Here is a 13,803-nt window from a genome sequence, read left to right on the forward strand (position 1 = left end):
TTAAAGGAGAATAAAAATTGTTAGACATAAAGTTATTCAGAGAAAATCCTGAATTGATATTTGACTCTGAGAAGAAAAGATTCAGAAGCACAGAAAATGCAGAGAAAGTTATTGAATATGACACCTTATGGAGAGAAGGTGAAAGAAGATTAAACTCTTTAAGAGCAGAAAAAAACAAATTATCCAAATCATTCAAACAAGCTAAAAAAGATGGCAATATTGAGGAAGTCATTGCAAAATCTAAGGAAGTCGCTAATGAAATTAAGGAGTTAAGTGCTAAAAATGCAGAGTACCTTCAATTAAGAGATGATTACAGATACAAGGTAGGAAATATTATCGATGAAGATGTTCCTATTTCAGATACTGAAGATGACAATGTTGTTGTAAGAACCTATGGTGAAATCCCAGAGCATGACTTTGAATTGTTGAATCATGTTGATTTGATTAATAAGATTGATGGAGCAGACCTTGAAACTGCAGCAAGCGTTTCAGGTGCAAGGTTCTACTACTTGAAAAGAGACATTCTCCACTTGAACTTGGCATTGATTCAATTTGCACTTTCAGAGCTTGAAGCTGAAGGATACATTCCTATGCAAACTCCTTTCTTTGTAAAAGGGGAAGTTGCAGCTGAAACCTCTGAACTTGGGGAGTTTGAAGAAACATTGTACAAGGTTGAAAATGAGGATATGTACTTGATTGCTACTGCTGAACAGACCTTAGCAGCTCTTCATAGAAATGAAATCATCAATCCTGAAGATTTGCCACTTAGATACTGTGCGCTTTCAACCTGTTTTAGAAAAGAGGCAGGTTCTCATGGAAAAGACACTTTAGGTATTTTCAGAGTTCACCAGTTTGAAAAGATTGAACAGTTCATTTACTCCACACCTGAAGATTCAAGAAACCAGCATGATCACTTGATGGAAGTTACTGAAAGAATCTATCAAAAGTTAGGTCTTCCATATCAAATCATAGCTATTGTGTCTTCTGCATTAAATGACAATGCAGCTATCAAATATGACCTTGAAGCTTGGTTCCCAGGATCCGGAGCATTTAGGGAATTGGTAAGCTGTACCAACTGTAAGGATTATCAAGCAAGAAAAACCAAAACAAGATATGGTAGAGCTGGTTCCGGTGATGCTCAAATATTGCACACCTTGAACAGTACAGCTATTGCAACTGAAAGAACCATCTGCTGTATTTTAGAAAACTACCAACAAGCTGACGGTAGCATTAAAGTCCCTGAGGTTTTGGTACCTTATATGGGTGGAAAAACAGTCATTGAAGCAAAAGAATAATGATTTGTGGAATTTTACTTAAATAACTGAAAAATTTATATGCATAATTACAAATAGATTATAACAATTAAAATTTAATGAGGTGTAACTATGGAATCAAATAAGATTTTATCAATTATTGCGATAATTATTGGTTTAATATTTATTATTTTCCCAATATTCAGCGCTAATTTAATTTCTATCCTTATCGGCGCTAGCGTATTGATATTCGGTTTATTTTTAGCTTATGCTGGAATAATTTCAAAAGAAATTTCCGGTGCTTTTTCATCTGTTGCAGCAATATTTGGTGTTGTGATGATTATTTTAGGATTAGCATTTATATTTGGAACCAATGCAGTCTCCTTCTTAGTAGGATTACAATTCTATATCATAGCATTCATGTTAATCATAGTTGCTATAATGGGATTGCTTAATGGAGTAGGCTCTAGCAGAACAGTTTCCTTTATCACTTTAGTATTAGGAATTGTTTCTTTATTCATAGCTGTATTCGCTGCTAATAATCCTGTATTAATTACCATAATATTAGGTATTGCATTAATCGTATACGGAATTTCCGGATACTTGAATCCAGTTGAATACTAATGAAGAATAATTATTCTTCATTCTTTTTTCTTTTTTAAAATTTTTTCAACTAATCTTTTTTGACTTTTTTCTTTTTTTCAATTAAATATTTAAATAATTATCTAATTATATTCTATTAGAATTTACAATTTATTTCAGTGATAAAATGGCAGATTTTGAAGAAATTATCAATACAAGACGCAGTATAAGGGAATATGACACAAAGGAAGTTGAAGATGAAAAGATAGAAAAAATCTTAAGGGCAGGAATGCAAGCACCTGGAAGCAGATTAGGTGCTGAACCTTGGGAATTCCTGATAATAAAGAACAAGGAAACTCTTGCTAAAATCGGAGAGATCAAACCTCGTGTAACAAATGCTCCAGTGGCTATTCTTTTGATTGCAAACATTGAAAGATCATTTTATAAATTGGTATGGCAACAGGATATGAGCGCAGCAGCAGAGAACATGCTTCTTGAAGCGGTAAACCTTGGTTTAGGTGGTCTTTGGAACGGTGTAGCGCCAGAAGAGGAAAGAATGAATGCCATTGGTGAGATTGTAGGTCTTCCAAAAGATGAAAACCTAAAGCCATTTTGCATAATCACTCTCGGATATCCTGCAGAAGGTTGGGGAAATAAGTTCATGGATAAATTTGATGAGTCCAGAATTCATTATGAAACTTATTAGTTAATGTTCCAAGTCAACTAATTATCTTTATTCTTTAAATGGATGATGCATTATGAAATACAATTTTGATTCAATAATTGACAGGAAAAACACCAATTCACTCAAATGGGATTTATTTGATGATGAATATCCTATGTGGGTTGCAGATATGGATTTCTATGCCGCTCCACACATTTATGAATCAGTTAATAGAAAAGCCAAACATGGTGTTTATGCCTATTCATTTGTCAATGAGGAAGTTTTTGATTCCTATATCACTTGGTGGAAGAGATATGGCCTCAATATGAAAAAAGAGGAATTACTGTTTGCAACTGGTGTCATGCCTTCAATAACAAGCATCATTCGTGCGTTCACTGATGTTGGGGATAATGTCCTAATCCAAACTCCTGTTTACCATGTCTTCTTTTATGTGATTGAAGATAATGATAGGAATGTTGTTGAAAATCAGTTGATTTATAATCCTAATTCCAATAAGGTGGAAACTGCATATGCAATTGATTTTGACGATTTGGAAGAAAAATTCAAGGATCCAAAGACTAAATTGATGCTTTTATGTAATCCCCATAATCCAATTGGAAGAGTATGGGATGAGAAGACCCTTGAAAGAATAGCTGTTCTTGCAAATGAACATGATGTAATCGTTGTTTCTGATGAAATTCATTGTGATTTGACAGACCCTAATTTGAAATATCTTCCTTATGCTTCTTTAGATGATGAATTGTCTAAAAATTCCATAACCTGCATTTCTCCAAGCAAAACCTTTAACATTGCAGGGCTTCAAAGTTCTGCAGTATTTACAAGAAACAAGGAGTTTTATGAAATATTGAAAAAGCAGTTAGCTATTGACTGTTTTGCTCATCCTAATATATTTGCAATAGACGCTACAATTGCAGCTTATAAAAGTGAAGATTGGCTAAATGAATTGAGAGAAGTTCTATTTGAAAATAAAATGATTGTGGATGATTTCTTGAATGATGAAATTCCTGAAATAAGATTGGTTCCTTCAAATGCAACCTATCTTTTATGGCTGGACATAAGCAAATTGAATACTGATTACAATACGGATTCCAATGCTTTCTCAGAATTCCTAAGGGAGGAAGTCGGTTTATTCCTATCTCCAGGAGTCCAATTTGGACAGAATGGGGACAATTTCCTAAGAATGAACATTGCATGTCCAAAGGAATTATTGCTTGAAGGATTAAATGCATTAAAAATAGGAATTGAAAAATTTAAAGTTAAAAATAATATTTGAAAATAAAAAAAGTAGAGAAATTTATTTATTTTAATTTCTCTTCCCACTCTTTTTGTCTAAATCCAGTAAGCACTGTATCTTCAGTCTCAATTATTGGACGTTTTACAAGCATGCCTTCACTAGATAAAATCTTCAATTGTTCTTCTTCACTCATTTCAGGCAACTTGTCTTTTAATTGCATCTCTCTGTAAATTTTACCACTAGTGTTGAAGAACCTCTTGAGAGGTAGTCCACTTTTCTCATATAATGTCCTCAATTGGTCATAATCTGGATTGTCCTCAACAATATGCTGTTCATCATATTCGAATCCATTTTCATCTAACCATTTTTTAGCCTTCTGGCATGTGCTGCATCTTGGGTAGTAAATAAATAACATTTTTCATTCTCCTAAAAATTTTAAAAAATCAATTTTTTAGTCTTATTTTTATTTCTATTTTTTATTTCTATATTTGAAATAAATAAATTATTCTAATTATTCATTAACTTAGGAAACTAAACACTTTTATTATATGACTTTTATATTAGTATTAGAAAATTAATAAAAAGACAATTATGGTGAAATTATGAGTATTTTAGTTGCTTATTATTCAAGAACAGAAGTTACAAAAAAATTAGCAGAAGCTATTGCTGCAGAAACTGGTGCAGATATTGAAGAAATCGTTTCTAAAGTAAAATATGATGGTAAAATTGGTTTTGCACGTGGTGGAAAGGATGCAATATCTGAAAAGATCATTGACTTGGAATCTTTAGAATTTGACGTGTCAAACTATGATTTGGTCTATTTAGGAGTTCCTGTATGGGCTGGAAAAGCTGCAAACCCTATGATTTCCTACATCAAGCAAAATGAAGGAAAGTTCAACGATGTCAAATTCTTTGTAACTGCAGGCGGAAGCGGTTTTGAAGGTGCTATTGCAGAAATGGAAAAATATGTGGGCAAAGCTCCTTTAAAAACATTAACTCTTGTAACAAAACAAGTAAAACATGATGAATTCAAAGAAGAGTTAGCTTCTTTTATAGAATAAATTAATAATATTAGTTTTTTAAATATTTTAACCTTATATTATTAACTAATTTAATTATTAACCTATTAAATTATTTCTTTTACAATATAGAAAGATTTAAATTGTTTAAAAATACTTTATAATATAACAGATTTTTGTTCACTTAATTATTAATATAAATGTAAACTTAGGTGATATTATGTCAATCTATGATTTTGAAGTAAAAGACACTTCTGGAAACATGGTTTCATTAAGCGAATATGAAGGAAAAGTATTGTTAATTGTCAACTCTGCTACCAAATGTGGTTTCACTCCACAATACACTGAATTGAATGAGATTTTCAATGAATTCAAGGACGAAGGATTCATCATTTTAGATTTCCCATGCAACCAATTTGGTAATCAAGCTCCAGGTACTGGAGAGGAAATTGCAGCAACTTGCCGCAGTGAATATTTGGTTCCTTACCCAATCTTTGAAAAGATTGAAGTAAATGGTGAAAACGAAGAGCCATTATATGCTTTCTTAAAGCAAGAACAGCCATTCAAAGACATCACTGGTGAAGGAGCTAGAAAATTGAAAATGGTCCTTAAGGTAATGGATAGACATTATAAGGACAATGATGACATCAAATGGAACTTCACTAAATTTTTAGTTGACAGAGAAGGAAACGTTGTTAGAAGATTCGAGCCAACTGAAAGCTTAGATGATGTTAAAGCAGCTGTAAAAGAATTATTATAATTCTTTTTTCTTTTTTTATTTTATTTTAATTATTTATTAAATTTTAATCTTAATTTTTTATTTAGTAATCATTTTTTCTCTTTTTTTAATGTATATTTAAATCATATTTTGATAAGATCCTTTTTTTTAAAAACTTAAATCGATAAAGTTTTTAATATTGTGCATATAAAATATAATTTTGTGATTAGATGAAACTTGATATCAATACAGAAACTTGCACTGGATGTAAATTATGCGAAACCGTTTGCATTAGGGATAATATTCAAAGCATTGAAAAGAAAGCGGTTGAAGTGGATAATGGTGATTGCTTTGACTGTGGGCATTGTTTAGCCATTTGTCCAACTGGCAGCATATCCTTAAAGGCATATGAAGATCAAAAAGAACGTGTTGAAGAGTACAATCCTCGTGAAATTCCAATAAATTCTGAAGATTTATTGCAGTTTTTAAAACAGCGTAGAAGCATTCGCTGGTTTAAGAAGAAAAAAGTGGATAAGGAAACTTTTGACAAACTATTTGAAGCGACTTATTACAGTCCGAGTGCTCAAAATGCTCAGGATGTTGAATTCGTTGTTCTCGATGAAAAGTTAGATGATTTCATGCATTTGGTTTATGATATAATCAAAGTGGAAGAAGATGAATTCTTTAGGATAAAACAGTTTGGAGAATACCTAAGAGGAGAGGGAGATTATAAGAACCATCCGCTTCTTTGGGAAGGAACACAGATGATCTTATCATTTTCTAAAAGTCAGGCCAATGCACTGATTGCAAATACAAGACTTGAGCTATTGGCTTACACAATGGGTCTCGGAGGATTCTATTCATTATTCACTCTTAAGGCAGATGAATTGGATCATGAAAGACTAATGGAATTCTTCCCAGAAATAGACTCTGATAAGCATATGTATTCTGCATTCATAATAGGTTATCCGAGAGTAAAATACAGAAGAACAGTTCCTCATAAGAAAATAGATGTTCATTTTAAATAATCATTTTAAAAATCATTAAATGATTACTTTAAAAAAACTATTAGAAAGAATCTTTTTTGGTTGATTTTAATTTTCTATCTTTTTCACCGTACACCCTTCTTAGATTCAAGGAAACCAATCTTTTTGTAGAGATTGCAGTTATTGGGGCCAAAAAGAAAGTCAGGAGTGAAATGCCGATTTCAAAAATACTTAAGGTATTTGGAGTAATGTCAACAAAGCAAGTCACTGTAAAGGTTTGTGCGATTACTGCACAGATAAAAATGGTAAGAACATATTTTGCGCCATAGTCTTTTAACAACAGGAATATTTCATTATAGTCAAATGCCTTAAAGAACTTTCCATTATTTTCATATCTATTAAGAATGGCCCCTATTAATGTTAAATAAACAAAAATGAACAAAATGAACAAAATAACTGCTAAAGGAATATTGTCTGCAAGGAAATAAGATTGAGCATAATTGAATAGGAAAGTCATCATAATCCCATAAATTAGAATAATGCAGTATTTTTTAAAACCTTCCCAAACTAATTTTTTGAGTTGATTATATTGTGGGGGCTTGTTTTCTCCTAATAATCCTTTAAAAACTATTCTTGACCCATATCCTATTTCCACAAACACTAAAATGGAAGTAATTATAGGTATGATCCTGTTCTGATTAAGATTGCTGAAATCAAGACTTTTTAAAATGGAAATTGCCAAGCCTATTTTGCTCATATCTGACTTATTTAAGAGGGTAATGGCAAATAATAGGCCTCCGGTTATGAGGATTATTTTCCAATCTAAAAATGGGTATCTTATTGCATCTTTCAAATCATTTTTTAATGGGTCAAACATTTTATCAAGTATAATCTAATTGTGAGGATGGAAATTCTTAAGAATTCTTTAATCATAAGGTTAATTTAACAGATAAAGTTGAAAATCCTTGATCCATTTCAGATGAAACGGATAATTGATGAAATTTAGGAAATGATTTTTTAACATGTTCAAGGATTCTGAAATCAATGTAGATTTCTGTTACATAAAACTCAAATCCGTCTGTAAAGTAGTATGTAGGCTTTCTGCATTTGAGCTTAGCGCCATAGAAGAAATCTTCAAGTCTGTTCTCCAAATCCCATTTCTCGTTTTCACTTAACTCTTTTCCATTGATGTAGTCGATGATGTCATCTTCCAATCCTTCTTCAATAGGGTAGAGTCTTAAGTCATTTTCCATTTCTTCTAAGTCTTGATACAATTCTTCTCTGTTTAATTCAACCATAGTGTCACCATTACTGTAAAAATTAAAAATAGTACAATATATTAAAAATTAAAAAAATTTATTAAAAAAATATTATTTAAAAAATATTATTTGAAAAATATAAATTAAAAAATTAAAAATTTTTTAAAAGCATAAAAAATAAAAGGAAATAATTGAAAATCATTTCATATTTCCAAATAATCCTCTAATAATTCCTTTTGTAACTTCCCTTGCAGCAGTGTTTACAACAGTTGTAGTTGCTTTTTCAACAGTTGTCTTTCTTGTGGTCTTTCTTTTTGATTTTGTGGTTTGTTTTGCCATTTGGTCCACTGCTGTTCCAACAGCTATTCCAATTACATCTTCAAGCAATCCTTTTTGTTTAGGTTGCTCAGGTGCTTGTTGTGCTGGAGCTTGCTCTGCAGGTGCCTGTTGGGCAGGTGCTTGTTCAGCCTGATTAGGAATTTCTCTTATCGGAGCATCTTGAGGGATTTCAGATTGAACATTTGGATTGTTGTCAATCTTATTGAGTAGCATCTCATATGCTGATTCCCTATCAACAGCATCTCTGTATTTACCTCTAAGTGAGGAAATGCTCATCAGTTCAGCTCTATAATTGTCTTCAATAGCCCCAATATAACTTTGAGGAGGCAATATGTCCACTTGTTGCACGATACTTGGAGCTCCTTTTTCTTCAAGAACAGAGACCAATGCCTCTCCAGTTCCTAAAGTGGAAATGACTTCTGTTGTATCGAATTCAGGGTTTGGCCTGAAGGTTTCAGCAGCAGTCTTGACAGCCTTTTGCTCCTTTGGAGTGTAAGCATGAAGTGCATGTTGCACTCTGTTACCAAGCTGTGAAAGGACAGTGTCCGGAATATCTGATGGACTTTGTGTAATGAAGTATACTCCGATTCCTTTTGAACGAATCAATCTTATAATCTGTTCTACCTTTTTCTGGAAAGCAGGGGACATGTCATCAAACAATAGGTGAGCCTCATCGAAGAAGAAAACGAATTTAGGTTTGTCCAAGTCACCTACTTCAGGCATTGTTTCATAAAGTTCAGATATCATCCATAATAAGAATGTTGAGTATAATTCCGGTGCTGTAGACAGTTTTACAGAATCCAATACGTTGATCATACCTTTTCCTTCATCATTGCATTGCATGAAGTCACTGAGTTCCAATGCAGGCTCTCCGAAGAACAGGTCTCCTCCTTGGTCTTCAAGGGTAAGTATGGACCTGAGTAGAGTGGTTGCTGATTTCTTGGCAACTGCACCGTATTGGCTTTCATAAAGTTCAGCATTATCACTTACATGATTAATCATTGATTTCAAATCTTTCAGATCAATCAAAAGAAGGTTTTCATCATCTGCAACACGGAACACTATATTCAGTACCCCTTCTTGCGCTTCAGACAAATTCAATATTTTTGAAAGCAATTGAGGACCCATTTCAGAGATTGTTACTCTAATAGGCAATCCTTTTTCGCCGTATAAGTCCCAGAATTCAACAGGGTATGACTTAAAGACAAATCCCTTATCAGCAAGACTATACTTTTCCATTCTTTCAGTGACTTTTGCGTTTGGTTCACCTACCTTTGCAAGACCTGAAACATCCCCTTTCATATCCGCTAAAAATACTGGAACTCCCATATCACTGAAAGCTTCTGCAAGTGTTTTTAAAGTGACTGTTTTTCCGGTACCGGTTGCACCAGCTATTAATCCATGACGATTGGCTAATTTGGATAACAAATAAACTTCTGTATTTTCATTAGCCCCAACTAAGATATTATTTTCTGCATACATGATAACACCTTTTTGATAAAATTTGATTAATGAAAAATTATCATAATATAATTCTTAATTTATTTTTAATAATATAAAAAATAATATATTTTATTTTTATTTTTTCAAATTTTTTCCATTATTTTTTTCAAATTTTCATTATTTCTTAATCAAATTAATTTTGATTTTTAAAATCTTTTTTTAAAATATTATTTTTTCATTCATTTCAAGAGTAAAAATAATAAATTATATAATAAACTTAAAAAATATATTAAAATAAGATATTGTATTGAATAAGATTGATTTTATAATAAATTATGATTTTTATAAGGTGATGAATTATGTATGAAACCTTAACATTCACTGGTGGAATTCACAAAAGCGAAGAATTGAAAGAGTTAATTGAGGATTTAGGAGGTTTTGTTCTTCAATCCAACATATTGCAAATGGAACTTGTATTGAATATGGCAGTTCCTATTGATGATGTGGATATTGTTAAGCAAAAGGCTAAAGAGCTTTTAGGTGAACTATCTGTTGCACCTATGGCTGGTTCTGAAATAGCTATTGTTTCCCCAACCCTTGCAAGACATCACCTTCCTCATGCTGCATGTGACATTTCAGAATACCTTAGACGTTATGGTGCTAAAGACAATATGGTCGGTTTGGCTCGTGGTCATGGTAAAGGAACTGCAGGAATCAGTGAAACTGAAAAGGATTTGATTGAGGAGCATGACATAGCTATTTTCGCATTAGGAAGCTTCAAGCAATGCATTATCGATAAGGCTTACCTTTACAATGACATTGATATTCCAGTGATTGTCACCGGTGCACCTGAAATTGACTTGGAAGAATTGCCAGGTGTAGACGCTTATGTTTCAGGATTAGGCAGAATCCCTCGTAGATTAAAAAGAGGGGAAAACATAAGAGCTTTGAAGAAATTAGTTGAAACAGTTGAAGACCTTTTGGAAAAACGTAAAAAAGAGCTTGCTCTAGATCCTCCAATTGCACCTTCAATTTTAGTCAAGAGCGAGATTGAAACTCAAGTTCCAGCTATTAAGGAAGTTATTTCCCCAACTCCTGTAACAAGCCAGCTCTGTGGTCTTAGAGTGAAATTGGATTATGACAAATATCATGAAGAGATTGAAAATGTGATTATCGGAGACCAAAAACTAAAGGACATTGCTGAAATTAAAAAGTCTCATTTCTATGATTACATCCTCGTAGAGCTTTTAACTGAAAGTTCCTTAGTGGATTAATATATTTTCTATTTTTTTATTCTTTTTCATTCTTCTTCATTCTTTTTTATTTTTTAAGTTTTTAGTTTTTTAATTTATTTTAATTTTTTTGAAATTCTGATTATAACTGACTTTGAATAATTATTAATATGATGAATGATATACTTAACATACTAAACAAAATAATTTGTAAAGTGAAAATCATTAAGGGAAAAATATGCTTGGAAAATTTAAGTATAAGTTAACTGGAGAAAAGAAATTAATAATATTATTTTCTATTTTATTTGTATTTAATATTCTTCTCTTCATTAATTTATTTGCTTACATTACTGTTTTTAAAGAACTAGATTTTAATGCATTTCATGAATTGGGTACAATAATTGCAGCTATTATTATTTTAGGTTTTATTTCAACAAGACTGCCTAAACTTAAGGAAAGCACAGATGGATCTATTTACGAAATTGCTTATTTAATCATTATTGGTATATTAAGCATAACCATTTCTTATTTTAACAAATCTACAAATGGGGAATCATTATGGGCCCCATTTTTAGAAATGTTTAGGATGTTAGCTGTATTGCTGGTCTTATTATTCATTGCCACCAAATCCAAAAGTTTCCAATCCCTTATTGAAAAAAAGACATCACGTAAAACTCAAATATGGCTAATAATAATCTTTGCCATTCTTGGAATCTTAGCATCTTACTTTACAATAGATGTCTTTGGCGTTCCTGCAAATGCAAGGGGTTTGATTGTAATGATTGCCGCATTGGCTGGGGGTCCTGTTATTGGAATTCCTGTTGGAATCATAGCAGGTGTTTGGAGGTTTTCACTTGGTGGACCAACAGCATTAGCATGTTCTGTGGTAACAATAATAACCGGTTTTCTTGGAAGTTTAATAAATAAATGGATGGGAGGCAAATTCTTAAAGCCATTTAAGGCAGCATTATTGATGTTTTTATACAGTGGATTTGATATGTTCATGATTATATTATTAACACCTAAACAAGGGGTCATGATTGCAAATGCCCTTTATGCACCGATGACATTTGCTTCAGTGCTTGGAATACTATTATTCACAATATTCCTTGATGAGAAAAAGGAAGAAATCATGATTAGGGAGAATATTGAACAGATCAATAAAAATAAAGAGGATATAGCTCTCAATAGAGAGGGCATATCTATCAATAGAGAGAACATATCTATCAATAGGGAAAACATATCTGTCAATAATGAAATTATAATTTCTAATGCAGAAAAGATTTCTGAACTATCTAAAAAACTTAATGAACTTCAAGAAGAGCTTGATGAATTGAAAAAATCAAGTGAAGGATAATAAAAATTAATTTCTCCTTCATTTAAACTAATTTCATTTCACTAATTTCATTTAAATTCATTTCATTTAAATTCATTTAATTATACTCCTCAATTTGGATCTTTTTTGATTTTCAAATTTTATTCATTCTATTTCTAAAATTATTATTTTCTTAAACTTTATTTTTTTAAACTTTATTTTATTTTATTTTAAACTCACTATAAACAAAGTATTAATATTAGTTTTTTAATATAATTTTATAGTATACTTTTTTAGAATCTAATGAATTCTTAATTCCTTAAAGATTTAAAAGACTTTTTATTTTATAATGCGGTATATTGATTTGGATTAGTGGAAGGAAAGATTATGCAAGTTATAGCAGACCTTGGTGGAACTCCTGGAAAAGATTGCAGAGGCTTTTGTAAGTTTTGCTACTTTAGAAAAGTGAAGCCTTTAACAGAAGCTCTCGGATGCCAACATTGCCCACCTAATAAAGTGGGATGTCCAAGATGTTTGGAAGGAGTTCAAGAAGCAGGAAAACCATTTCAACAGCCATTTTCCGTACTTAGTGAAGTTCAAATGGCATTGATGATGAATCCTGTAAGAGATGCTAATCTTAAAGTCAATATCAGTGGTGGTGGAGACGTCAGTTGCTATCCTCACCTTGAAGAGCTGATAGCTGGTTTATACCAATGGCAATTGCCTATTCACTTAGGTTATACAAGTGGAAAGGGGATTGATGATGGTGATATAGCTACCCAATTTCTAAATCAAGGAGTGGATGAGGTAACATACACTATTTTTGCAGCAGACCCAAAACTCAGAAAGGAATGGATGTTGGATCCAAGTCCAGAAGAATCTCTTAAAGCGGCTCAGCTTTTTGCTGAAGGTGCTGACTTGCATGCAGCAGCAGTTATCATTCCAGGTGTTAATGATGGTGCTGTGCTTCAAAACACTTGTGAGAAATTGGAGGAGTGGGGAGCAAAGGCATTGATGATGATGCGTTTTGCAAACAGTTATGACCAAGGTTTGATTTTAGGAAATGAGCCTGTTGTTGAAGGAATAGTTCCTCATGAGCCTCTTGAATTTGAAGAGCTTGTAAAGCAAATCAATTCAGAATATAATCTTAGAGTTACTGGAACTCCTTTATCAGATCCAACTATTGGAGCCCCATTCATTTTAGCAAAGGATGAGTATGAAGAATTTTTAGGAATATTGCCTCAAGTTACTGGTGAAGCTACACTTTTAACCTCTAAAATCGCAGCTCCATTCTTGAAGAAAATATTTGATAAGATAGCTCCAGACAATGTGAATGTTGTGGCCACCAAGAAGGACATAGCATGTTTGATGACAAAACAAGACCTTGAGGTTTTGGATTTAGATGACATAAAGGATGCAGTCATTCTTCCAGGAAGAGCATTTATCCATCAATTGGATGCAGAAAGAATATTAAGTCAAGATGGCAAAAGCCGTCTTGTAGGTTATGGCCCTGACACTTTAAGTGTTGATGGTGAATTAAGCAGTGGTATGAGTGAAGAGGAAGTAATTGAACATGAGCTCGGTTCATTCATTGATCTTATTCAGGCCATTAATTTCTTTGGAATGAGAAGAGTATCTTGAAAAATTTCTTTTTAATTATTTTTATAATTATTTTTATAATTACTTTTTTTATTATTTTTTTATCATTGTTTTCAAATATTTCAAATATTCCAAATAT

Annotated in this window: 14 protein-coding genes; 10 read left to right on the plus strand and 4 right to left on the minus strand. The window is 32.2% G+C overall.

Annotated features, from left to right (window positions below):
• Positions 1-17 precede the first annotated feature (17 nt).
• The 4 genes from serS (at position 18) to IJI80_RS05220 (ending at position 3,793) form a co-directional block, all read left to right on the plus strand.
• Positions 18-1,295 carry a serine--tRNA ligase gene (serS, locus tag IJI80_RS05205; protein ID WP_292788232.1) on the plus strand — a complete coding sequence of 426 codons (1,278 nt, stop codon included), beginning with the start codon at positions 18-20 and terminating at the stop codon, positions 1,293-1,295.
• Between the two features lie 90 nt (positions 1,296-1,385).
• Positions 1,386-1,877, plus strand: coding sequence for a DUF308 domain-containing protein (locus tag IJI80_RS05210; RefSeq protein WP_292788234.1), 492 nt, complete (start codon positions 1,386-1,388; stop codon positions 1,875-1,877).
• 145 nt (positions 1,878-2,022) lie between these two features.
• A complete protein-coding gene (locus tag IJI80_RS05215) occupies positions 2,023-2,541 on the plus strand; it encodes a nitroreductase family protein (protein ID WP_292788235.1) in 519 nt (172 codons plus the stop codon).
• A gap of 52 nt (positions 2,542-2,593) precedes the next feature.
• A complete protein-coding gene (locus tag IJI80_RS05220; RefSeq protein WP_292788238.1) occupies positions 2,594-3,793 on the plus strand; it encodes a MalY/PatB family protein in 1,200 nt (399 codons plus the stop codon).
• Between the two features lie 25 nt (positions 3,794-3,818).
• On the opposite strand, the gene IJI80_RS05225 is transcribed toward IJI80_RS05220, so the two are convergent.
• Positions 3,819-4,169: an arsenate reductase family protein gene (locus tag IJI80_RS05225; protein WP_292788239.1), complete on the minus strand. Its 351-nt coding sequence runs from the start codon at positions 4,167-4,169 to the stop codon at positions 3,819-3,821.
• Between the two features lie 187 nt (positions 4,170-4,356).
• Here IJI80_RS05225 and IJI80_RS05230 point away from each other — a divergent pair, with 187 nt between their 5' ends.
• The 3 genes from IJI80_RS05230 (at position 4,357) to IJI80_RS05240 (ending at position 6,519) form a co-directional block, all read left to right on the plus strand.
• Positions 4,357-4,815: a flavodoxin gene (locus IJI80_RS05230; RefSeq protein ID WP_292788241.1), complete on the plus strand. Its 459-nt coding sequence runs from the start codon at positions 4,357-4,359 to the stop codon at positions 4,813-4,815.
• 178 nt (positions 4,816-4,993) lie between these two features.
• Positions 4,994-5,533: a glutathione peroxidase gene (locus tag IJI80_RS05235; protein ID WP_292788242.1), complete on the plus strand. Its 540-nt coding sequence runs from the start codon at positions 4,994-4,996 to the stop codon at positions 5,531-5,533.
• Between the two features lie 188 nt (positions 5,534-5,721).
• Positions 5,722-6,519, plus strand: coding sequence for a nitroreductase family protein (locus IJI80_RS05240; protein WP_292788243.1), 798 nt, complete (start codon positions 5,722-5,724; stop codon positions 6,517-6,519).
• A 40-nt stretch (positions 6,520-6,559) separates the two neighbouring features.
• Here IJI80_RS05240 and IJI80_RS05245 read toward each other — a convergent pair whose 3' ends face one another.
• The 3 genes from IJI80_RS05245 to IJI80_RS05255 all read right to left on the minus strand — a co-directional run bounded on the left by IJI80_RS05245 (position 6,560) and on the right by IJI80_RS05255 (position 9,557).
• Positions 6,560-7,354: a DUF4013 domain-containing protein gene (locus IJI80_RS05245; RefSeq protein ID WP_292788245.1), complete on the minus strand. Its 795-nt coding sequence runs from the start codon at positions 7,352-7,354 to the stop codon at positions 6,560-6,562.
• A gap of 52 nt (positions 7,355-7,406) precedes the next feature.
• The gene (locus IJI80_RS05250; RefSeq protein WP_292788247.1) at positions 7,407-7,775 is read right to left on the minus strand and encodes a hypothetical protein; all 369 of its coding nucleotides are present in this window, start codon (positions 7,773-7,775) and stop codon (positions 7,407-7,409) included.
• A 159-nt stretch (positions 7,776-7,934) separates the two neighbouring features.
• Complete coding sequence (locus tag IJI80_RS05255) at positions 7,935-9,557, minus strand: helicase HerA-like domain-containing protein (protein ID WP_292788249.1); 1,623 nt, start codon at positions 9,555-9,557, stop codon at positions 7,935-7,937.
• A gap of 320 nt (positions 9,558-9,877) precedes the next feature.
• On the opposite strand from IJI80_RS05255, the gene IJI80_RS05260 reads away from it, so the two are divergent.
• The 3 genes from IJI80_RS05260 to mmp10 all read left to right on the plus strand — a co-directional run bounded on the left by IJI80_RS05260 (position 9,878) and on the right by mmp10 (position 13,706).
• Entirely contained in the window at positions 9,878-10,792 is a 915-nt protein-coding gene (locus IJI80_RS05260) for a methanogenesis marker 7 protein (RefSeq protein ID WP_292788250.1), read from the plus strand.
• A gap of 196 nt (positions 10,793-10,988) precedes the next feature.
• Positions 10,989-12,107 carry a LytS/YhcK type 5TM receptor domain-containing protein gene (locus tag IJI80_RS05265; protein WP_292788251.1) on the plus strand — a complete coding sequence of 373 codons (1,119 nt, stop codon included), beginning with the start codon at positions 10,989-10,991 and terminating at the stop codon, positions 12,105-12,107.
• A gap of 345 nt (positions 12,108-12,452) precedes the next feature.
• Positions 12,453-13,706, plus strand: a complete 1,254-nt coding sequence (gene mmp10 / locus IJI80_RS05270) for a methyl coenzyme M reductase-arginine methyltransferase Mmp10 (RefSeq protein WP_292788254.1) — start codon at positions 12,453-12,455, stop codon at positions 13,704-13,706.
• Positions 13,707-13,803: the final 97 nt, after the last annotated feature.

It is taken from the genome of Methanobrevibacter sp. (assembly GCF_017432245.1).
Classification (GTDB): domain Archaea; phylum Methanobacteriota; class Methanobacteria; order Methanobacteriales; family Methanobacteriaceae; genus Methanobrevibacter.

Excerpts from the sequence above, each read along its gene's own strand:
- IJI80_RS05210 (WP_292788234.1), top strand. The coding sequence starts at position 1,386 with ATGGAATCAAATAAGATTTTATCAATTATTGCGATAATTATTGGTTTA.
- IJI80_RS05215 (WP_292788235.1), top strand. The coding sequence starts at position 2,023 with ATGGCAGATTTTGAAGAAATTATCAATACAAGACGCAGTATAAGGGAA.
- IJI80_RS05220 (WP_292788238.1), top strand. The coding sequence starts at position 2,594 with ATGAAATACAATTTTGATTCAATAATTGACAGGAAAAACACCAATTCA.
- IJI80_RS05225 (WP_292788239.1), bottom strand. The coding sequence starts at position 4,169 with ATGTTATTTATTTACTACCCAAGATGCAGCACATGCCAGAAGGCTAAA.
- IJI80_RS05230 (WP_292788241.1), top strand. The coding sequence starts at position 4,357 with ATGAGTATTTTAGTTGCTTATTATTCAAGAACAGAAGTTACAAAAAAA.
- IJI80_RS05235 (WP_292788242.1), top strand. The coding sequence starts at position 4,994 with ATGTCAATCTATGATTTTGAAGTAAAAGACACTTCTGGAAACATGGTT.
- IJI80_RS05240 (WP_292788243.1), top strand. The coding sequence starts at position 5,722 with ATGAAACTTGATATCAATACAGAAACTTGCACTGGATGTAAATTATGC.
- IJI80_RS05245 (WP_292788245.1), bottom strand. The coding sequence starts at position 7,354 with ATGTTTGACCCATTAAAAAATGATTTGAAAGATGCAATAAGATACCCA.
- IJI80_RS05250 (WP_292788247.1), bottom strand. The coding sequence starts at position 7,775 with ATGGTTGAATTAAACAGAGAAGAATTGTATCAAGACTTAGAAGAAATG.
- IJI80_RS05255 (WP_292788249.1), bottom strand. The coding sequence starts at position 9,557 with ATGTATGCAGAAAATAATATCTTAGTTGGGGCTAATGAAAATACAGAA.
- IJI80_RS05260 (WP_292788250.1), top strand. The coding sequence starts at position 9,878 with ATGTATGAAACCTTAACATTCACTGGTGGAATTCACAAAAGCGAAGAA.
- IJI80_RS05265 (WP_292788251.1), top strand. The coding sequence starts at position 10,989 with ATGCTTGGAAAATTTAAGTATAAGTTAACTGGAGAAAAGAAATTAATA.
- mmp10 (WP_292788254.1), top strand. The coding sequence starts at position 12,453 with ATGCAAGTTATAGCAGACCTTGGTGGAACTCCTGGAAAAGATTGCAGA.